The 20,259-nt window shown below is 58.5% G+C and carries 17 protein-coding genes; 12 read left to right on the forward strand and 5 right to left on the reverse strand.

Annotation, left to right across the window (positions count from 1 at the left end):
* Positions 1-373: 373 nt before the first annotated feature.
* The 3 genes from NBH12_RS03840 to NBH12_RS03850 all read left to right on the forward strand — a co-directional run bounded on the left by NBH12_RS03840 (position 374) and on the right by NBH12_RS03850 (position 4,071).
* Positions 374-1,525, forward strand: a complete 1,152-nt coding sequence (locus NBH12_RS03840) for a glycoside hydrolase family 18 protein (RefSeq protein ID WP_236716305.1) — start codon at positions 374-376, stop codon at positions 1,523-1,525.
* A gap of 88 nt (positions 1,526-1,613) precedes the next feature.
* Positions 1,614-2,567: a hypothetical protein gene (locus NBH12_RS03845; RefSeq protein ID WP_236716304.1), complete on the forward strand. Its 954-nt coding sequence runs from the start codon at positions 1,614-1,616 to the stop codon at positions 2,565-2,567.
* Between the two features lie 67 nt (positions 2,568-2,634).
* A complete protein-coding gene (locus NBH12_RS03850; RefSeq protein ID WP_236716303.1) occupies positions 2,635-4,071 on the forward strand; it encodes an EAL domain-containing protein in 1,437 nt (478 codons plus the stop codon).
* A 217-nt stretch (positions 4,072-4,288) separates the two neighbouring features.
* Here the strand turns inward: NBH12_RS03850 and NBH12_RS03855 are convergent, their stop codons facing one another.
* Positions 4,289-5,077: an ABC transporter permease gene (locus NBH12_RS03855; RefSeq protein WP_014483974.1), complete on the reverse strand. Its 789-nt coding sequence runs from the start codon at positions 5,075-5,077 to the stop codon at positions 4,289-4,291.
* Positions 5,074-5,790 carry an ABC transporter ATP-binding protein gene (locus tag NBH12_RS03860; protein WP_003828694.1) on the reverse strand — a complete coding sequence of 239 codons (717 nt, stop codon included), beginning with the start codon at positions 5,788-5,790 and terminating at the stop codon, positions 5,074-5,076. The genes NBH12_RS03855 and NBH12_RS03860 overlap by 4 nt, the downstream gene beginning before the upstream one ends.
* Positions 5,791-5,917: 127 nt before the next feature.
* On the opposite strand from NBH12_RS03860, the gene efp reads away from it, so the two are divergent.
* The 6 genes from efp (at position 5,918) to gmk (ending at position 13,409) form a co-directional block, all read left to right on the forward strand.
* Positions 5,918-6,481: an elongation factor P gene (gene efp, locus NBH12_RS03865; RefSeq protein WP_014483972.1), complete on the forward strand. Its 564-nt coding sequence runs from the start codon at positions 5,918-5,920 to the stop codon at positions 6,479-6,481.
* A 54-nt stretch (positions 6,482-6,535) separates the two neighbouring features.
* Positions 6,536-7,066 carry a transcription antitermination factor NusB gene (gene nusB, locus NBH12_RS03870; RefSeq protein ID WP_003828696.1) on the forward strand — a complete coding sequence of 177 codons (531 nt, stop codon included), beginning with the start codon at positions 6,536-6,538 and terminating at the stop codon, positions 7,064-7,066.
* Positions 7,067-7,289: 223 nt separating this feature from the next.
* Positions 7,290-8,477 carry a glutamine-hydrolyzing carbamoyl-phosphate synthase small subunit gene (gene carA, locus NBH12_RS03875; RefSeq protein ID WP_003828697.1) on the forward strand — a complete coding sequence of 396 codons (1,188 nt, stop codon included), beginning with the start codon at positions 7,290-7,292 and terminating at the stop codon, positions 8,475-8,477.
* A gap of 1 nt (position 8,478) precedes the next feature.
* Positions 8,479-11,862: a carbamoyl-phosphate synthase large subunit gene (carB, locus tag NBH12_RS03880; RefSeq protein ID WP_003832606.1), complete on the forward strand. Its 3,384-nt coding sequence runs from the start codon at positions 8,479-8,481 to the stop codon at positions 11,860-11,862.
* On the forward strand, positions 11,862-12,782 hold the full coding sequence (pyrF, locus tag NBH12_RS03885) for an orotidine-5'-phosphate decarboxylase (RefSeq protein WP_050824747.1): 921 nt from the start codon (positions 11,862-11,864) through the stop codon (positions 12,780-12,782). Before carB ends, pyrF begins: the two co-directional genes overlap by 1 nt.
* A gap of 36 nt (positions 12,783-12,818) precedes the next feature.
* A complete protein-coding gene (gmk, locus tag NBH12_RS03890; protein ID WP_250819190.1) occupies positions 12,819-13,409 on the forward strand; it encodes a guanylate kinase in 591 nt (196 codons plus the stop codon).
* Positions 13,410-13,442: 33 nt separating this feature from the next.
* Here the strand turns inward: gmk and NBH12_RS03895 are convergent, their stop codons facing one another.
* Positions 13,443-14,150 (reverse strand): 3'-5' exonuclease, encoded by a 708-nt coding sequence (locus NBH12_RS03895; protein ID WP_250819191.1) that lies wholly within the window; start codon positions 14,148-14,150, stop codon positions 13,443-13,445.
* A 124-nt stretch (positions 14,151-14,274) separates the two neighbouring features.
* Positions 14,275-14,709, reverse strand: a complete 435-nt coding sequence (locus NBH12_RS03900) for a hypothetical protein (protein WP_054321716.1) — start codon at positions 14,707-14,709, stop codon at positions 14,275-14,277.
* A 207-nt stretch (positions 14,710-14,916) separates the two neighbouring features.
* On the opposite strand from NBH12_RS03900, the gene NBH12_RS03905 reads away from it, so the two are divergent.
* The gene (locus tag NBH12_RS03905) at positions 14,917-17,103 is read left to right on the forward strand and encodes an elongation factor G (RefSeq protein WP_250819192.1); all 2,187 of its coding nucleotides are present in this window, start codon (positions 14,917-14,919) and stop codon (positions 17,101-17,103) included.
* Here the strand turns inward: NBH12_RS03905 and NBH12_RS03910 are convergent.
* Positions 17,084-17,734 carry an alpha/beta hydrolase gene (locus tag NBH12_RS03910; protein WP_065470757.1) on the reverse strand — a complete coding sequence of 217 codons (651 nt, stop codon included), beginning with the start codon at positions 17,732-17,734 and terminating at the stop codon, positions 17,084-17,086. The two genes, NBH12_RS03905 and NBH12_RS03910, sit on opposite strands and share 20 nt — an antisense overlap.
* Before the next feature lie 166 nt (positions 17,735-17,900).
* On the opposite strand from NBH12_RS03910, the gene NBH12_RS03915 reads away from it, so the two are divergent.
* Positions 17,901-19,133 carry a trans-sulfuration enzyme family protein gene (locus NBH12_RS03915; protein ID WP_003828706.1) on the forward strand — a complete coding sequence of 411 codons (1,233 nt, stop codon included), beginning with the start codon at positions 17,901-17,903 and terminating at the stop codon, positions 19,131-19,133.
* A gap of 406 nt (positions 19,134-19,539) precedes the next feature.
* Positions 19,540-19,791: a mycoredoxin gene (locus tag NBH12_RS03920; RefSeq protein WP_014483966.1), complete on the forward strand. Its 252-nt coding sequence runs from the start codon at positions 19,540-19,542 to the stop codon at positions 19,789-19,791.
* The last annotated feature ends 468 nt before the right edge of the window (positions 19,792-20,259 follow it).

Raw genomic sequence — 20,259 nt, forward strand, 5'->3', positions numbered from 1 at the left:
AACATACGCGTCACTGCCTAAATCGTCGTACCAGCCACATACTACACTCCCTTGATGTAAGCGAGATATAAGAAAGCCAGCGCACGAGAGGAACACCCAATCCCCCGTAAAATCCCCCGCCTGTGCACTGAAGCCAAGCGGGGGGAGGCACAGCCTGCTCGGCCACCCGATGACCCCATCGGCATGACGACTGGACGATTTTTGAAAGGGAATGATGAAACCCTTGTTTCCGGGAAGGCGTTTTTCCTTCCTCCGATTGTTCATAGCGATACTGTGCATCGCGCTCGTTGCTGCCGGCACATGGTCGTGGATCACGTTCACGCGAACGGCGGCTAAGAAATTGCCCGAACCCTGGTTCGGTGGCTATGTAGACGTGACCACAACACCCTCATACGAGTTCGAATCCAAGGTAGGCAACGTCTACCGGAATGTGATTCTCGGATTCGTCACCGCCGGCGACGGTTGCCAGCCAAGCTGGGGCGGCTACTACACGCTCGACGAAGCGGCCTCCACGCTTGATCTTGACAGCCGCATCGCGCAAACCTACAAAACCGACCGTACGGTAACCGTCAGCTTCGGAGGCCAGAACGGCACCGAACTGGCCTCCGCATGCACTGACGTCGACGCGCTTGCCGACGCATACCAGCAGGTGATCGACCGCTATCACGTCACCTCGCTCGACTTCGATATCGAAAACACGAATCTCGACGGCTACAGTGAAACCGCAACCCGGCGAGCGCAAGCCGCGGCAAAACTCATCGCCAATGGAAAAGCGAAAAACAAAGGAAAAGACGATACCAGTCACGATCTGACAATCAGCCTGACGCTTCCAGCCGACGCGAAAGGCCTTACAACGCAAGGAATGCAAACCGTGAATGCGTTTCTGGACGCTGGCGTGACGCTCTCCACCGTGAATCTCATGACCATGGATTTCAACGTGGCATCCACGTCGATCACACAATCAACCCTGATTAAAAGCTCGTTGAACGCGGCCCACGCGCAATACAAAACCTTGCTGTACAGTCGTGGCAAACTCTTCAGCGACCATCAGATCTGGGAACTGCTGGGAGCTACCGTGCTCATCGGCCAGAACGACACCAAAAACGAGTATTTCACGCTCGACAATGCGCGCGAAATCAACACGTTCGCACTGGAAACAAGCCTGGGCCACTTAAGCATGTGGTCGTTGAACCGCGACCAGCAATGCGGCGAAAACTATACGAACACCAACACGCTCAAAACGTTCTGCAGTGGCATGAAACAGACGGACGGCGAATTTGCCACCACCCTAGGATCAGGATTCCGAGGCACACCGGGCACGCTCGTCGATTTCGATAATGCACGCTGGAATTCCTCGCAGCAGGCCTACCCCACATGGGAGCCAGACGTACTGTACAAGCAAGGCGACAAGGTGATCTGGAACGGCAATATCTACGAATCGTTGGGCAACAACGAAAACAAGCAGCCAGACAGCGCCGAGGAAGGCCCCAACGCACCGTGGCGCATCATCGGACCGGTGCTATAGGCAAGCAGACACACAGGCAGGCGCTATTTCCCAACAAAAGCAGCGCAAACCGTGAAACCGTGAAACAAGGGAACGAAATCAGGCAATCATGGCATCGAAGCAATCGAAACATCAGGCAACCACCGGCAGCCAGTCAAAAGATGGCATCGGAAAGCCGGTCAGACTCACCATTCTGGCCATTATTTACACGCTGTTTCTCGCAGCCGCAATCGCATTCCATGCACAGGAAGGCGTGCAGCGACTTATGGAAGGCCCCGCGCGCATCTGCATATGGTCGCTGTGTTTTCTGCTGTGCCTGGTCTACCACAAAAAGCGTTCGTCGTATCGCGTTGCCGCCGAACACACCGTGCTGCCGCCGTTGACCGTCATACTGCTGGTAACCGGCTATTTTCCCGACGTGGCCATGTTCCTGATCATCGTCACCATCATCACGTCGATCATCACCGCACGCAGCCTGAAAATCGGCATTCTTCGCGCCGGAACAACACTTGTGCCAATTCCATTAATCAAAATACTATTTGCGAATACTTCTCACGTACTGTCGATTACTATCAACCAGCATTCTGTCAATGCTGCATTTAATCCTTATCAATTTCAGAATTGGTTGCTGCCATTGCTGATTATGACTGTTGCAGTGCCGATTGTTCGATTGATTTGCGATATTGTAACGTTCTTTTTTGCGCAAATTCCGATTCGTAAAGCCATGCACGAGTATTCGCTGTCCCACATTCTTGCCATGGCTTTGGCTGATTTGCTGGCGATTGTGTGGATTCCTGAAAATTCTGGAGTTCGCCAATATTGGTTCGGATACCGCCACCGTGCTTTCCGTGTTCATGCTGGCACTGATCGCCTACTCACTGTTACTGATGACGGTCGATACGATGAGCCGGCTCGCGCGATCCCGAAGTGCGCTGAAATGCATTGCGAATGTGAGCGACGCACTGCCGTTGCCGAATCAAGTGCCGGAGGAGACCGTGGTGAGGCGTATCAATCGTGGCCTCACCCGCATGCGCTGTTTCGTCAGCGATGCAAACAATCTTGATAAAAGAGGATATTCCTACCAATATTCCGCGCCTATTTCCACCGGCTCGCGACAGTATTATCTTGCGATGGAACGCAGCATTTGGAATCGTCCGTTCACGTCGACCGACGAAACGATATTGCTCACTTGCGGTGAAGTGCTTACTGAATCGTTGCGCGTGAACAAGGAAGTGACGCTGCTGCGCACCGAATCGGAAACGGATGCGCTGACCGGAGCACTCACGTATCGTGCGTTCATCGGGCATCTGAAGAGTTTGCAGACCGAAAATGTGCATAATCTGGTTGCCGTGGTGTATTTCGGCGTGGAGCATTTGCGCACCGTCAACGAACATTATGGACGCAAAATCGGCAATGCCGTGCTGCGATCAGTGGGTATGCGTTTAAGCCAGCTGCTACCGGACAATGCCACATTGTCTCGCGTGAACGGCGCGGAATTCGCCATGCTCGTAACCGATGTGACGTCAACCAGTGATGTGGAGGAGTTGGCCACGCGCATGCGCAACCTTGCCGTCATGCCGGTGCATACCGAAGAGGGCGAGGTTTCCGTGGACGTGTCGAGCAGTATTTCGTTCTCGAATGCGACGGACGGTTTCGCCGTGCTGCTTGCCGATGCGAGCGCGCATATTTACGAATCGGAAAGTTCCAATCTGCCGGTGGTCGACGGCACGACGGCCACGCTCGCCGCGCAAAATGGTTCAGACGATTACGTCAACGTGTCCGATGTGCTTCGCCATGCGATCGAAGACAATACGATTTCCGTGCTCTACCAGCCGATTTTTGATGTGAATACGAAACGCATCACTTCGCTGGATACGATTGTGCGCGTGCATGACGCGAAGGGCCGCACGCTGGCACCGTATTTCGTAACGGCCGAAGCGCATCGCCTCAACATGAGCGTGCAGCTGACGCTCGACGTGCTGGAAACCTGCGTGAAAGACATGACTGCATTCCGCCAGGTGGCGCCCGAATTGGATATTGTGGACATTTGCATGAATGGTTCGGAATTAGGCGCGTCCATCTTCCACGAGCGCTTGGAGCAGTTGACTCATGAACAGCCACAGCTGCGTTTCGGTCTGCAGTTGGGGTCGCATGCCATTCATGTGGCGCATGATGAAGTTGACGATGAGGTTGCCGATCTTGTCGCTTTGCCGAATGTCAAGTTGGGTTTGACCAATGTTGGCACAACGTATTCGGAGGTTGCTGCGTTCGCGCATTTGCCTTTGGATTTCGCACGATTCGACAAGACGGTGGTACGCGATTTCCGTACGCCTCGCGCGAAGCAGATCATGCAGCGAACGCTCGATATTTCGCGCGATAATGATGCGTTCCATGTGGTGTTCGATGGCGTGGAGACTTTGGATCAGGTTGAGTTCATCCGTTCCATCGGAGGCACGCTTGCGGAGGGCACGCTGTTGAGTAACGCCATGAACGCCAACGAGTTCCTCATGCGTCTCGAAACCATGGGCACTTCATTGCCCGAAGCCGCCCCGAGGCAAGCTGAGTAGAGACGATTCTCGGTTATATCACGATTGCTTTATCTCGGGAAATGCTTGGAGGAAATATGGCAGGATGGAATCATATGTGCTAAATCAATGAGTAAGCCCGTTTAGCCAATGACCGCAAAATCAGCCAGCATATGCGAATCTCCACCAGTCTCGTCGCACGCGACAGCTTCACCGTTGCAAGACTGAAAACAAAAATAGCATCGTGAGCAGAACCCAGCTATCGCGCTTTCGGTGGTTGGTATTGATCGTCGGCGGTGAAGCAGGTGCGATAGACCATGGCCATGATCAGGCCGTCGGCCAGCAAGGTCAGCGCGGCGATGGCGCCGAAGACCACGAACTGGTATTTGGCGGCGTTCAGCGGATCTCCGCCGGCGATCACCTGACCCGCCATCATGCCCGGGATGGTCACGATGCCGCTGGAGGCCAGCGAAGCGGTGGTGGGCAGCAGTCCCAGCCGAATCGATGAGATGACGGATGGGCGGGCGGACTCCCATGCCGTCGCCCCCAGGGCCAGCATCATATCCACCTCGTCGCGGCGTTCCTCCATGCTTTCATAGAATCGGCTCAGTCCGACAGCAAGCGCGGAAACGGTGTTGCCCAGCAGCATGCCGGTCAGGGGCACCACCAGCTGGGGCGCATACCATGGGTGCGGGCGCACGATGAGTTCGGTGACCAACGCCAGCATGAGCAGCATCGTGATGACCAAGCTCAGGAAGATCGGTCCGGCAAGGCCCTTGGGGATGCCGTGCGCGCGGGACATCACGATCTGCACCGCCGCGATCAGCATGACCGTCATCAGGGCGAACACCATCCACACGCTGTTCGAGCGAATCACATAGCTGATGATGAATCCCATGGCGCACAGCTGCACGAGGGCGCGGCATGCCGACCACATCAGGGTCCTGCCGATGCCCATGTGCATGAGTTCGCTGATGATGGCCGCCGCGGCCACCATGCCCAACGCCAGGACGAGACCCCAGACGTCGATGTCGTAGGCGCCGTTCATGGGCGCACCTCCTTATCCCGCGTCAGATCGGTGAGCCGCCCCGCATCGAGCATCAGCGTGCGGGTGGCGCGTCCGTCCGGCGGACGGTGTCGGATGCGGATGATCGCCATGCCGTGTGCGGCCGCGTCCGCCATGATCGCGGCCACTTTGGATGCGTTGTCGTCGTCGAGTCCGGCGTCCACCTCATCGGCCAGCAGCACTTTCGGGTCGGTGAGCAGCGTGCGGGCCAACGCCACGCGCGCCGCCTGGCCGCCCGACAGGTCATGCGGCGTGCGCGTCAGGTCGATGTCCTCGCATCCCATCGCGTCCAGGGTCGTGCGGATGCGTTCGTCGGGCAGCAGCCGCGCGGCCTTACCCTCCTTGCCTCGAATCGCGAGCGTCCAGGGCAGCCGGATCGCCTCGGCCACGTCCTTGCCGGTCAGGATCGGTTTTTGCGGCAGGTAGGAGACGTCCCGCCGCCATTGCTGCGCGCTGAATTCGTCACTGCCCACGCCGTCGAGGACGAACGTGCCGTGCGCGTGCGGGTTGAGTCGGGCGCATGCGGTCAGCAGACTCGATTTGCCGGAGCCGGATGGGCCCACCAGGTCGATGATGTCGCCGCGCTCCATGCCGAAGGACAGGTTGTCGAACACCGTGCGTTCGTCGTCTGCCGGCGATTGCGCGGGGACGACGCAGGACACGGACATGGCTTCGAAGAAGGGTCGCATATTCATCCAGTCTAGTCGGGGGTTCACGTGGGAAACCCCAGCGTTCACTTCCTGTATACCCGGTGTGGCATAATAACCAAGGCAATTTTTGGGCTTTGCCTAAGCTAGTTTGAATTTGAAATAGGTGAATAACGTGGCACAGACTACTAACGACATCAAGAACGGATCCGTCCTGAACCTCGACGGCCAGCTGTGGACCGTCATGAAGTTCCAGCACGTCAAGCCGGGCAAGGGCCCTGCCTTCGTGCGCACCACCATCAAGAACGTGCTCTCCGGCAAAATCGTCGACAAGACCTTCAATGCTGGTATGAAGATGGAATTCGAGACCGTGGACAACCGTACCCTCCAGTACTCCTACGAGGACGGCGACAACTTCGTGTTCATGGACATGACCACCTACGATCAGATCATGATTCCGAAGACCCTCGTGGGTGACAAGGCCAAGTTCCTGCTCGAAGGCACCGACTGCCTCATCTCCTTCCACGACGGCACTCCGCTGAACGTCGACCTGCCGGGCTCCGTGATCCTGACCATCACCCACACCGAGCCGGGCCTGCAGGGCAACCGCTCCAACGCCGGCACCAAGCCCGCCACCGTGGAGACCGGCGCCGAGATTCAGGTGCCGCTGTTCATCAACGAGGGCGACCGCGTCAAGATCAACACCGAGGATGGCTCCTACACCGGCCGCGAAAACTGATCTTCTCCACGCAACATACCTAGTCGACAGTCGAACCAAAGGACCAGCAGCAGTATGGCACGTTCCACCGCGCGCAAAAGGGCGTTGAACACTCTGTACGAGGCCGACGAAAAGGGTCAGGACATCCTTTCCCTGCTTGATGAGCGCATCGCGCATCCCGGTGCTCAGACCCCGCTTCCCGACTACGCCATCGACATCGTCAAGGGCGTGGCCGAACACCGCCGCCAGATCGACATGACCCTGGACGATCACTCCACGGGTTGGAAGGTCAGGCGCATGGGCGTGGTCGATCGCAACATCCTGCGTATCGCTGCTTGGGAGATCCTGTTCAACGACGAGGTGCCGGACAAGGTGGCCATCGACGAGGCCCTGGCATTGGCCAAGACCCTGTGCGATGACGATTCACCTGCCTTTATCCACGGCCTGCTTTCCGCGGTGTGCAATGCGAAGAACACCGAGCCCGCGGGATCGGTGGACGATGAGCCCGCCGAGGAATCGAACGAACCGGACCAGTCCGGTCAAACCGATTTTCCTGCATCCGAGCCCGCCGCCCCGTCCGCTGAGACCCAGCCGACGGTCGATTAGTCATTTGTTTTCAAGCCTCCCTCCGGGAGGCTTTTTTATGGGCGGAACAACTTTCCGCTGTGATTGTCCAAGCCGGTTGTGAGCCGGCTGCCCCGCCAGCGGGGCGAGACTTCGCGCGCACCGGCGTGTGAGTCTGCGCTGGCCGTTAACCTTGGTACGAATACCCGAAAAACATAAGGGGGTTTTGGTGAGCCAGAACGAGTCCGGAACCATCGCAATTCCGATGTATGACAAGGACGATGCAGTCCTCGTTTTGGAAGACGGACAGGTATATGTGGGGGAGCCGTATGGCGCCCTGGGCGAGACGACCGGTGAGATCGTCTTCGCCACCGGCATGACCGGATACCAGGAGACGCTCACCGATCCGAGCTACGATCGCCAGATCGTCGTGCAGACCTTCCCGCACATCGGCGATACCGGCGTGAACGGCGAGGATCCCGAATCCTCGCGCATCTGGGTGGCCGGCTACATCGTGCGTGATCCCTCCCCGAACGTGAGTAACTGGCGTGCTGAGGGCAGCTTGGACGATGACCTGGTCAAGAACGGTATCGTTGGCCTGAGCCATATCGACACCCGTAAGCTGGTACGCCACCTGCGTTCCGCAGGCGTGATGCGCGCCGGCATCTTCTCCGGCGAGGCTTTGGTCGATGCCGCTACCGGCAAGCTCAAGACCATCGAGCAACTGCTTGAGGATGTCAAGAACACCCCGCCGATGCAGGGCCTGAGCCTGTACGACGAAGTCTCCACCAAGGAGACTTACACCATCGAGCCGTGCGGCGAATACGAAGGCAAGGAGCCGCTGTACACCGTGGCCGCCGTGGACCTTGGCATCAAAGGCATGACCCCGCATCGTATGGCCGAGCGCGGATGTCGCGTGCACGTGGTGCCCTCCACCATCACCTTTGCCGAACTCGAAGCCCTGAACCCGGACGGTGTCTTCTTCTCCAATGGCCCGGGCGATCCGGAACAGGCCGGCCCCGAAATCGAACTGTTGCGTCAGGTGCTCGATGCCGGCTACCCGTTCTTCGGCATCTGCTTCGGTAACCAATTGCTGGGCCGTGCGCTCGGCTTTGGCACTTACAAGCTGAAGTTCGGCCATCGTGGCATCAACCAGCCGGTCAAGGATCTGACCACCGGCAAGGTCGAGGTCACCGCCCACAACCACGGCTTCGCGGTCGACGCCCCGATTGGCAAGCAGGTCGATGCACCATTCGAAAACGGCAAGTACGGCAAGGTGTTCGTCTCCCACATCGATCTGAACGATGACGTGGTCGAAGGCCTGCAGTGCGTGGACATTCCCGCGTTCTCCGTGCAGTACCACCCGGAGGCCGCAGCCGGTCCGCACGATGCGGCCTACCTGTTCGACCGTTTCTGCGAACTTATGAAGAACAACCCCAAGGAAGGTAAGTGATATGCCGAAGCGCACCGACATCAAATCCGTGATGGTCATCGGCTCCGGCCCGATCGTGATCGGTCAGGCTGCTGAGTTCGATTACTCGGGCACCCAGGCATGCCGCGTCCTTCGTGAGGAAGGCATCCGCGTCATCCTCGTCAACTCCAACCCGGCCACCATCATGACCGACCCGGAGATGGCCGACGCCACCTACATCGAGCCGATCGCCACCCCGATCCTCGAGCAGATCATCGCCAAGGAACGCCCCGACGCGCTGCTGCCCACCCTCGGTGGCCAGACCGCGCTGAATGCCGCCATGGCGTTGGGCGAGGCAGGCGTGCTCAAGAAGTACAATGTCGAGCTGATCGGGGCCTCCCTGGAAGCCATCGACCGCGGCGAGGACCGTGAGCTGTTCAAGAAGGTCGTGGACGAGGCCGGTGCCGAATCCGCCCGCTCCCGCATCGCGCACAGCCTTGAGGAATGCGACAAGATCGCCGAAGAACTCGGCTATCCGCTGGTCGTACGCCCGAGCTTCACCATGGGTGGCCTGGGCTCCGGCATCGCCCACGACGAAGAGGAGCTGCACCGCATCGCCGGCGCCGGCATCCATTACTCGCCCACCGACGAAGTCCTGATCGAAGAGGGCATCGAAGGCTGGAAGGAATTCGAGCTCGAGCTCATGCGCGACCGCAACGACAACGTCGTGGTCGTCTGCCCGATTGAAAACATCGACCCGGTCGGCGTGCACACCGGTGACTCCATCACCGTGGCCCCTTGCTTCACCCTGACCGATCGCGAATACCAGAAGCTGCGTGACATCGGCATCGCCATCATCCGCGGCGTGGGCGTGGACACCGGCGGCTGCAACATCCAGTTCGCCATCCATCCGAAGACCGGTCGCATCATCGTCATCGAGATGAACCCGCGTGTTTCCCGTTCCTCCGCTCTGGCGTCCAAGGCCACCGGCTTCCCGATCGCCAAGATCGCCACCAAGCTGGCTCTCGGCTACACGCTGGACGAGATTCGCAACGACATCACCCAGTCCACGCCGGCCTCCTTCGAGCCGACCATCGACTACGTGGTCACCAAGGTGCCGCGCTTCGCATTCGAGAAGTTCCCGGGTGCCGACCCCACCCTGACCACCTCCATGAAGTCCGTGGGCGAGGCCATGGCTCTGGCCGGCAACTTCCAGGAGTCCCTCGGCAAGGCCATGCGCTCCATTGACAAGCGTCACATGGGCTTCAACTGGGACGGCGACAAGCCGTCCGCAGATGAGGTAGCTGAGTTGCTCAAGGCCATTCATACGCCGACCGAACACCGCTACCTGCAGCTCATGCGTGCCATCTGGGGTGGCGCAACGCTGGATCAGCTGTATGCGGCCACCAAGATCGACCCGTGGTTCCTGAAGCAGTTGCTGCTCATCAACGAGACTGCACAGGCCGTGCGCGAGGCCGAGACTCTGACCCCGAAGCTGCTCAAGAAGGCGAAGCTCGCCGGCCTGTCCGACGTGCAGATCGCCCATCTTCGCAGCCTCGGCGACGAAGGCGAGAACACCATCCGCGAATTGCGCTGGAACTATGGCCTCAAGCCCGTCTACAAGACCGTCGACACCTGTGCCGCAGAGTTTGATGCGGCCACGCCGTACTACTACAGCTGCTACGCCGATGAGACCGAACTTCGTCCGCGTGAGCGCGAGGCGGTCATCATCCTGGGTTCCGGCCCGAACCGCATCGGTCAGGGCATCGAGTTCGACTACACGTGCGTGCACGCCGTGCAGGAGCTCGGCAAGGACTATGACACCATCATGGTCAACTGCAACCCGGAAACCGTGTCCACCGATTACGACATGTCCGACCGCCTCTACTTTGAGCCGCTCACCTTCGAAGACGTGCTCGAGATTTACGAGGCCGAGAAGAAGATGGGCCCGGTCAAGGGCGTTATCGTCCAGCTCGGTGGCCAGACCCCGCTCTCGCTGGCCGCGCGTCTGAAGGCCGCCGGTGTGCCGATTCTCGGCACCACCCCGGAGTCCATCGACTTGGCCGAGAACCGTGAGCTGTTCGGCGAGGTCCTTAAGAAGGCGGAGATGAATGCCCCGCGTTACGGCACTGCCCTGAGCCTCGAAGAGGCCAAGGAAGCCGCACATCGCATCGGCTATCCGGTGCTGGTGCGCCCGAGCTACGTTCTCGGTGGCCGCGGCATGGAAATCGTTTATGACGACAAGCAGCTCAACAAGTACGTGGATCGCGCGCTTGCCGAGGCCCAGGCCGATACGGTGGTCTCTGGCCGTCTGCCCTCCCCGTTGCTGATCGATAAGTTCCTGCAGGATGCCATCGAAATCGATGTCGATGCGCTGTTCGACGGCAAGGAGCTGTACATCGGCGGCATTATGGAACACGTCGAGGAAGCCGGCGTCCATTCCGGCGACGCCGCCTGCACCCTGCCGCCGTCTACGCTGTCCGACGACCAGATTCGCCGTCTGCGCGAAGGCACCTACGCCATCGCCGCCGGCTGCCACGTGCAGGGTCTGATCAACGTGCAGTACGCCTTCATGGCCAACACGCTGTACGTCATCGAAGCCAACCCGCGTGCTTCCCGTACCGTGCCGTTCGCATCCAAGGCCACCGGTGTGGCTCTGGCCAAGGCCGCCGCTCGCATTATGGCCGGCGAGACCATTGCCGACCAGCGCGCTAACGGTCTGCTGCTACCCAAGGGCGACGGTGGCGACATCCACCCCGGCCAGCAGGTCGCGGTCAAGGAATCCGTGCTGCCGTTCAAGCGTTTCCGCACTCCGGTGGGCAAGACCGTCGACATTCTGCTCGGACCTGAGATGCGTTCCACCGGTGAGGTCATGGGCTTCGACCGTGACTTCCCGCACGCCTTCGCCAAGAGCCAGCTCGCCGCCTATGACGGTGGCCTGCCGACCCACGGCAACGTGTTCATCTCCGTGAACGACACTGACAAGCGACAGCTGCCGCTGCTCGCAGTACGCCTCGAAGAGCTTGGCTTCAAGCTTTGGGCCACTGAGGGCACCGCTTCCGTGCTGCGCCGTTACGGCATCGACTCAAACATCGTGGACAAGATCAGCACCCGTGTGGACACCGATCCGGAAGCTCCGGTTGAGGTGCATCATGCCGCCGGATCCGTGGGCAAGAATGTGGTTCAGCTCATCGAAGAGGGCAAGATCGACATGATTCTCAACACGCCGAACTCCCGCGGCTCCCGCTCCGATGGCTACTCCATCCGCGCCGCCGCCATCGCCGCCGATTTGCCGCAGTTCACCACCATTACCGAGTTCCAAGCCGCACTGCTCGCCATCGAGGCCGTGAAGCATAATGATTATCAGATCATGAGCATCCAGGAGCATTCGAAGCAGCTGTTCGAATTGGAGAAACAGGAGTTCTGATGGTTGCGCCCAGCGATGAGGAGTTGCAGGCCCAGCGTTCCGATTTCGGCCTGCGTTTGAGCAATTCGATGGCCAAATACGGGCCATTGTGCGTCGGCATAGACCCGCACCGCAAACTCCTCACCGACTGGGGGTACAATGTCGACGCCGAAGGTGCCGAGCTGTTCTCCATGCGCATGCTGCAGGCCGCCAACGGTCGGGCCGCAGCCGTCAAATTCCAGACGCCGATGTTCGAGCGCTATGGAGCCAAGGGCTTTGAAGCGCTCGAGCGTGTGCTCTACGCTGCCCGTCAGATGGGTGTCATCACTATCGTGGATTGCCTGCGTGGAGGGCTCTCCACTACCATCTCCGCCATTGCGGATGCCTACTTCAAGCCTGGTGCGCCGCTATTGGCGGACGCCATCACCCTGCTGCCGTATTATGGCGCGCGTTCACTGAATGGATTGATTACCGAAGCGTTGGAAAACGGACGCGGTGTGTTCATCGCCTCGTTGACGTCCAACCCGGAGGGCATGAGTCTGCAAACCGCCATCCGTCAGTCCGGCGATTACCGGGGACGTACCGTGGCATTCGGTATCGCGTCCAACGCGCAGCAGCACAATGCAGGCATCGACGGTATGGGCTCGGTCGGGCTTATCATCGGTGCGACCATTGGCCAGTGGATGAAAGACTCCGGTGTGAACCCCTCCGAATTCACCGGCCCTATTCTCTCTCCCGGCTACGGCTGGCAGGGTGCCGAAGCCAAGGACCTGAAAACCGTGTTCCGCGGCACGCGCAGCAACGTGCTGGTCACCGTATCCCGTTTCATCGCCTCGCACGGGCCGGATATCGCTTCGCTGAGCCAGGCCACCGAGTCGATTGCGCTCGACGTGCGCCAGGCGCTAATGGAAGCCACCGCTGAGGGCGACGAAAACCAGTAACCCACAGGAATCTGCTACTGCACATTGGAGGAATTCATGACCGAGAACACTCACGCTGGCCGTCTGATCGTCCTGACCGGGCCGACCGCCGTAGGCAAAGGCACTGTGGAGGCCAAGCTGCGCGCCGATCACCCGGAAGTGTGGGTGTCCGTTTCCGCCACCACGCGCGATCCGCGCCCTGGTGAGGTCAATGGCGTGAACTACTGGTTCCTGTCAGAAGACGAGTTCCTGGCCAAGGAACAGGCGGGGGAGTTCTTGGAAACCGCAGTGGTGCATGGAATGGCCCATTACGGCACGTTGTTAAAGCCCGTCGAAGAGCATCTGGCTGCTGGTACACCCACGATTCTGGAGATCGATTTGCAGGGTGCCCGCCGCGTCAAGCAGCGCGCCTCTGAGCTTGATCTTGAGGTGGTGTACGTGTTCATTGCACCGCCGAGCTTCGAGGAGCTGAAGCGTCGTCTGATTGGCCGCGGCACTGAAACCGCCGAACAGCAGGCTCGCCGTTTGGAAACCGCCAAGGTGGAGCTGGCCGCCGAAAGCGAATTCGATGTGACTATTATCAACGAGACCGTCGATCAGGCCGCAGCCGACCTGTGGAACGTCATCGCCCAGGAATACGGCTTGTAGTTTTTCTCTTTTTTGGGGAGCCGAGAACGAGCCTTACCGCTGTACCACCAACTGCTGGTGCAGAATTTCGGTGCTGTTCTTGGCTGGTGCCTGCTTCCATCGGATCGTGCTGGATTCATGGTGCTCGCTGACATAATGCCGCATCCATTCGAAGCACTGCTGGGTTTGGATGGCATCGCTTAATGCGCGGTGTTCCTCGTTATCGGCAATGCCGAATCGTACAATCAGGTCGGCGAGCCGGTGATGGCTCTGCTTGGGGAACAGGGCACGGCTGATTTGCATGGTGTCATAGTCGGCGCAGGCGAATCCGCATCCCGCAATATGGCGGGTGTTATAGTCCAGGAATCGCAGATCGAAGCTGACATTATGACCGACGATGGGCTCGGTCTCAGCCGCGGCGTTGGAATCGGCGAGCCAGGAAATGAATTGGGGGAGCACCCCGTCAATGGGATCATGGTCGGCGACCATCGCGTCGGTAATGCCGGTCAACGCGGTGATTTGACGAGGAATCGGGCATAGCGGGTTGATGAGTTGCTGGAACTGGTCAACGACACGGCCGCCGCGCACGCGTACGGCACCTATTTCGGTGATGGCGCAACGGTTCGGATAAAACCCGGTGGTCTCCAAATCAAGCGCCACATAATCGGTGGGGAATCCGGTGGCGTCTTCGGCAATCGGGGTGCCGGCGGTCCAGTCGGAATGGGACTGCTGGCCAAAAACGGTAATGCCGGGAACGGTCACTGGATGCTCCTCCTATCGGTCGATGTTCGGTGATTTATTGTAGCGGCAGCCCAACCTGACGAAAAAGCCCCGTATCTGCGAACCGGGTACAGGGGCGGGAAATCAGCTGATACAGCCGATTCGGTTACTGCTGTATATCGTCAAGTTTGTCTTGTATCAACTTGTCGAGGTCATTCAGCTTTTTAGACGGGCTGGCCGTTTCGTCCAAACTCGTGAGTGCGTCGTTCAGCTCCGTTGAGGCATCGTACGGATATTCGATGTCATAGTACTGATCCAAGAGATTGTGGTACTGGTTATAGGCATCGGTGCCGTACTCGATGTTGTTGGGGTAGCCGGGCTGTGCGGGGTAACCAAGGCGTAACGGTGCGCCTGGCTGGCCCGGTTGACCCGTGTAAGCGGGTTGAAACGGCTGATTCGGCTGGCCCTGTGGAGCATAGGGCTGTCCTGGCCGCACTGGCTGGAATGGCACTGCGGGTTGCGGTGCATTACCTGGCGTAGGTTGTCGTGCTGTGGGCTTTACCAGCTGATCGAATGGTACCTGACCGTTTGCTGGCGTCATCGTCAGTGGTATGTTCGTCGCTCATTACGAGTTCCTCAACCATTGAATAGCATCACGATAAGCCCCCAACAAGCCAGATGCCAAGCAGAATCCTAACATTGTTCGGTCTGGTTGCACTAGGGGTAATCCTTCGTCGGATTGCCGATATCGGGGGAAATAACGGATATATTTGGTAACGAATAATCGGGCTGTCGGGAAAGGTGACATATGAAACGGATAGTGGCGGGCATCGTGGCACATGTGGATGCAGGCAAGACCACACTATCCGAGGCGTTGCTGTATCGCACTGGTGAGATTCGCAAGTTGGGCCGCGTTGACCATGGCGATGCCTTTCTGGATACGAATTCGCTGGAAAAGGCGCGAGGCATCACGATTTTCGCGCATCAGGCACTGGTGGAACATGGTGATCTGCGATTGACCTTGCTGGACACGCCGGGGCATGTGGATTTTGCGGCCGAAACCGAACGCGTGCTGCGTGTGCTTGACTACGCAATTCTGGTGGTCTCCGGTACCGATGGGGTGCAAGGGCACACGGAAACCCTATGGCGTTTGCTGGCAAGATATGGTGTGCCGACGTTCATCTTTGTCAACAAGTGCGATGCAGACGGATTCAACGGTGAAGCCGTGCTGGCCCAGCTGCGCAAACGACTGAGTGATGCGGCGTATCCGTTGCCTGCAGTCGATGGATTGTCCGATGACGATGAGGTGCCGTTAGGGGAGTCTGCCGAGGATATCGCCACACTGGATGAGACCGCGATGAACGACTATCTGGAGCATGGCGGGCTGTCCGTAGTCCGGTTGCGCGCAATGATCGCCGCACGCGAACTGTTTCCCGTGTACTTCGGCTCGGCGTTGAAGTTGGAAGGCGTCGAGGAGTTCTTGGATGGAGTGGAATCTTTCACCGCCGAAACGCAGTGGCCGGAACGGTTCGCCGCGCGCGTGTTCAAGGTGGCCCATGACGGGCAGCACAATCGCATGACATGGCTGAGGGTTACCGGTGGCATGTTGAAGGCCAAGGAAATCGTATCGTCGTCAACGCGGAAGACCGCCGAGCCGGCATGGTCCGAGAAAGTCGACCAGGTGCGTGTATACAACGGTGCCAAATTCGATACGGTCACCGAAGTGCCAGCCGGTGCGGTATGTGCGGTGACAGGGTTGACGCAGACTTTCCCAGGTGAGGGATTGGGCTATGAGCCGGATGCCGAATCACCGTTGCTGCAGCCGGTATTGACATACACAGTGCTTCCTGCAGATGCGGGATCGGGCGATGCCGAAAACGTCGGCCGAGATGTTGCTCAGCGAAATACCGGACAGCATGGAGTGGATCCCGACAATTCAGATGATGCTCAGGAAGACAGCGGATTCGTGGCACGCCCCCGATTCGATGATCTGACTTTGCATAAGGTCATCACCGCATTGCGTGAGCTGGAGGACGAGAATCCGTTGCTGCATGTGGTGTGGGTGGAACGGCTAGCCGAGGTCCATGTGCAGCTGATGGGCGCAGTGCAGTTGGAAATCGTTCAGCAGACCCTGCATGATCGTTTCGGTCTTGATGTGTCGTTCGGTCCGGGCTCGATTCTGTATCGTGAAACCATCACCGAGCCAATCGAGGGCATCGGCCATTTTGAGCCGCTCAGGCATTATGCCGAAGCGCATATTCTGCTCGAACCGGGGAAGCCCGGAAGCGGCATCAGCGTGGCATCTGCTTTGTCCGAAAACGATTTGGATCGTAACTGGCAGCGTCTGATTCTTACGCATCTGACCGAGCGTGAGCATCTCGGCGTGCTAGTTGGTGCACCGCTGACCGATATCAAGATGACACTGGTGGCAGGCAAGGCGCATCTGAAACATACCGAAGGCGGTGACTTCCGTCAGGCCACCTATCGTGCGATTCGTCAGGGTCTGATGGAAGCCAGAGCCGGAGTCAGCGGACGTCCCGGCTCTCCGGTTGAGGAACGCCCCGATACCACGGGCCAGGGCAACTGTCGACTACTTGAGCCGTGGTATCGATTCCGTCTTGAAGTGCCCGCCGATATGATCGGCCGGGCGATGAGTGATGTTCAACGCATGTCTGGCACGTTCGATTCGCCGTCCACCGACGGTGGCTACGCAGTGATTGAAGGTGAAGCGCCGGTTTCTGAAATGCGTGACTATGCGATGGAAGTGAATCAGTACGCCCATGGTCATGGCCGGTTCTCCGCCACTTTCGGCGGGTATAAGCCGTGCCATGACGCGGAACAGGTCATCAAGATAGCCGGTTATGACCCCGAATCGGATCTGGACAACACCCCGGATTCGGTGTTCTGCGCCCACGGTGCCGGCTATCCCGTCAAATGGTATAAAGTCCCGGAATTCGCCCACTTGGATTATGCCACTACCAAATCTGCGGCCTAATAAACCCGTTCTTCTCCAGAAAACGTTGGATATCACGCATCTCAGGCATATTGATTGAATGGGCCATGCCCGGATACACTTCTTCGGTCAGCGTGCCGTGCTCACGCCAGAATGTGCCCATCGCCGCAACATCGGCTTTGGGGAAGATATCGTCAATCGCGCCATGCCCATAGAACACCGGCGGCTGCAGCGAAGCGAGCTGTGCATCTCCGTCAACGGTGCCCGGTGCCAGCCAGCCTGAACAGGATACGGCTGCAGCGTACCGGTTTGGGTTGAATCGCAGCATATGGGTGGCCAGCAATCCGCCCTGCGAAAAGCCCATCATGACTATCGGCCGGGTTGCGGGAATGTTTGCCCCGACCCATGCATCGATAGCCTGCGCCGCGGCAAGTGCCTGTTCGTCCAATGATTTGCCTTCCGGCACGCCCTCATGCGCCCATGAGCCAAACCATGTGTATCCCATGCCATAGGCGATGGGAGCCTGCAGACTGGCATAGTCGGCGGAACCGGCCCCACAGTAGTTCAGCAAGTCGGGCAGGTCGTATTCATTGGAGCCCCAGCCATGCAGTAGCATGAATACCGGTTCGTTTTCCAGGCCCTTCAATCGGGTCAAAGCCTTGGTGATTTCCATGCCTCCCAGTGTAGCCATCGCGAGTGTCGGAACGGGCGTTTGAACCATCCATAAGCAACCCATATAGCCACGCCGTTCAATTCGCTGCCCATTTGCGTTATGGTCATAACCAAGCCGCGCGGGGAGTGGCCTCGCACAGATAACGCGACAATAAAGGGGGTGCGCAATGACCAGGTTCAACACTCAGCTCGTCCACGGACTGCCGGTTGGAGACAACAACACCGGAGCCGTGAACCCGCCGATCTACAACTCGACGACATATGCTTTCGAGAGGGTCGACGCGATGCCCCGTTATGACTATGCGCGCAGCGGCAATCCCACACGCGACTTCCTGGAACAGCAGATCGCTCAGCTCGAGCAGGGAACGCGTGGTTTTGCGTTCGCCTCGGGGCTGGCGGCGATTCATGCGGTACTGAGCATTTTCAAGCCCGGTGACCGCATCGTGGTCGGTGACAATATTTATGGCGGATCGTATTCCCAGCTCAATGAGTTCTTCACTCGCTGGGGAATCATCGTCGAGGCCGTCGACACTCAGGACATTGCAGCATTGGAGGCCGCCGTCAAAGGCGACCGCGCGAACGGCATCGCGCCTGCCCAAGCTGTCTACTTTGAAACCCTGACCAATCCACTGCTCAAGGTGAACGACGTACGCGCCATCTCCACGGTGGCCCACCGTTTCGGGGCGCTTTCGATTGTGGACAACACGTTCGTGACCCCGTACCTGCAAAAGCCGCTTGCGCTGGGTGCGGATGTGGTGATTCACTCCGCCACCAAGTATCTGGCCGGTCATTCTGATGTGAACGCCGGTCTGGTGGTCGTTTCCGGTGAGGATCTGGCGAACCGCGTGTACTTTGCGCAGAACCGTTTGGGTGGTGTGTTGGCTCCCGCTGAGTGCGACGCGGTACGCCGCGGCATTCAGACTCTGGCCCTGCGCATGGACCGTCAGCAGGAGAACGCCAATGCCATTGCCTGCTACCTGCTGGTGCACCCGCTGGTCAAGTCGGTGCATTACCCGGGACTGCCCGGTGCCGGCGATCAGCATCTGGCCGCCAAGGGACTCAAGGGTGCCGGCGGCGTGCTGAGTTTCGAGGTGGTGCCCGGCGTTGACCCTGCGGATGTGCTCAACAACCTGCATTTGTTCCGGCTTGCGGTATCGTTGGGGGCTGTGGAGTCGCTTGCTGAGCTGCCCTGTCGCATGACGCATTTCGAGCTGCCCCGTGAGGAGCGCCTGAAGATCGGCATCACCGATGAGCTGGTGCGCCTTGCCGTTGGCATCGAAGACGCCAACGATTTGATCGAGGATCTTGGTCAGGCTTTCGATACCGCCTACGCCCGTTACATCGATCGACATGCCGATACTGACGTGTTCCAACAACTGACTTCGGGGGTGTTCGCCTGATCTGATACTTTTCCTGCCTGTTTCTACTCCTGGGGAGCGGCGTCGGTTGTGCCACACCGGCGCCGCTTTTTTATGCCTTTGTTCTTGTTGGGCCGGGGATGCTGTCGGGATTATGCGAGCTGAATGTGGTTTTTGGTTCCGTTCCTCGGTGGGACTTGGCTTTTATGGCGCAGATGCAGAGAGAAAAATCGACTCGTGGTGGTATCTCCCTGCAACTCGCGGATTTCGTGCCATGTAAGAAGGGAATCACGTTTTTCCGTGTTATGTGGCAAACCGTCATCAGGGCAAGACTGCGTATGCATTATGCCAGACGCGTATCCATCACGTCTCCCGTTATGATGGACACGATCTAGCAAAACAGGCCGCGTGAGAGCTGTACGCGGCGAAACAGAGGAAAGGACCCGACATGGCCATTGATATCTACGGTGCTACATGGTGCGGCGACTGCCGTCAAGCCAAGAACACGCTCGACAAGCTGGGGGCGGCATACACTTGGCACAACATTGAGGAAGAGGAAGGCGCTGCCGACCGTGCCGTGGCCATCAGCGGCCAGCAGCACATTCCGGTTGTGTTGTACGGTGACGGCTCGTTCCAGGTGGAGCCCTCCGCAGTGGATATCAAGAACAAGCTGCAGGAGTTGGGGGAGCTGACCGACTAGGGCTCGGTCCAAGAATTACATGGGATGCACGTTCGCCTGCTTATGAATGTTGGATGAGTGTTCGGGACTCACGCGGGCTCCGGCTGTTTGTGCAATGCGGGTCGGATCTGGTGGAAGCTGGTACATTGGTATGCTAGCGGAAAGATCGTGCTAGCTTCGGAGCGATTCTCTTGACAGCATTACTGACTTTCATTTCGTTGGATCTGACCGTCGAGGTTTACCTTTGACCTCGAATTATGTGCAGAAAGGGCCTGACGTTCTAAGACGTTGGGCCCTTTCATCGATTAGGTGGACAACGGTTCGTTCCATCTTGCGCAGTTGTCTTCATTCTGAGTTCTGTGTCTGCTGTGACACCGTCTCTTTTTTGAACATCACTAATGCGTTATCGACATAATAACCGGTTATCAAACGCAGGAAATAAATGAGTCTTCGCCAGTTTGTGTGTGTGGTGGGAAAGCCCCGGCGTCC

Origin of the sequence: Bifidobacterium sp. M3-N-101 (assembly GCF_023656805.1) — a bacterium.
Lineage (GTDB): Bacteria > Actinomycetota > Actinomycetes > Actinomycetales > Bifidobacteriaceae > Bifidobacterium > Bifidobacterium breve.

Bases quoted from the DNA above. Each gene is read 5' to 3' on its own strand.
- NBH12_RS03845 (WP_236716304.1), top strand. From the start codon at position 1,614: ATGGCATCGAAGCAATCGAAACATCAGGCAACCACCGGCAGCCAGTCA.
- NBH12_RS03850 (WP_236716303.1), top strand. From the start codon at position 2,635: ATGGAACGCAGCATTTGGAATCGTCCGTTCACGTCGACCGACGAAACG.
- NBH12_RS03855 (WP_014483974.1), bottom strand. From the start codon at position 5,077: ATGAACGGCGCCTACGACATCGACGTCTGGGGTCTCGTCCTGGCGTTG.
- NBH12_RS03860 (WP_003828694.1), bottom strand. From the start codon at position 5,790: ATGAATATGCGACCCTTCTTCGAAGCCATGTCCGTGTCCTGCGTCGTC.
- nusB (WP_003828696.1), top strand. From the start codon at position 6,536: ATGGCACGTTCCACCGCGCGCAAAAGGGCGTTGAACACTCTGTACGAG.
- carA (WP_003828697.1), top strand. From the start codon at position 7,290: ATGTATGACAAGGACGATGCAGTCCTCGTTTTGGAAGACGGACAGGTA.
- carB (WP_003832606.1), top strand. From the start codon at position 8,479: ATGCCGAAGCGCACCGACATCAAATCCGTGATGGTCATCGGCTCCGGC.
- pyrF (WP_050824747.1), top strand. From the start codon at position 11,862: ATGGTTGCGCCCAGCGATGAGGAGTTGCAGGCCCAGCGTTCCGATTTC.
- gmk (WP_250819190.1), top strand. From the start codon at position 12,819: ATGACCGAGAACACTCACGCTGGCCGTCTGATCGTCCTGACCGGGCCG.
- NBH12_RS03900 (WP_054321716.1), bottom strand. From the start codon at position 14,709: ATGACGCCAGCAAACGGTCAGGTACCATTCGATCAGCTGGTAAAGCCC.
- NBH12_RS03905 (WP_250819192.1), top strand. From the start codon at position 14,917: ATGAAACGGATAGTGGCGGGCATCGTGGCACATGTGGATGCAGGCAAG.
- NBH12_RS03910 (WP_065470757.1), bottom strand. From the start codon at position 17,734: ATGGAAATCACCAAGGCTTTGACCCGATTGAAGGGCCTGGAAAACGAA.
- NBH12_RS03915 (WP_003828706.1), top strand. From the start codon at position 17,901: ATGACCAGGTTCAACACTCAGCTCGTCCACGGACTGCCGGTTGGAGAC.
- NBH12_RS03920 (WP_014483966.1), top strand. From the start codon at position 19,540: ATGGCCATTGATATCTACGGTGCTACATGGTGCGGCGACTGCCGTCAA.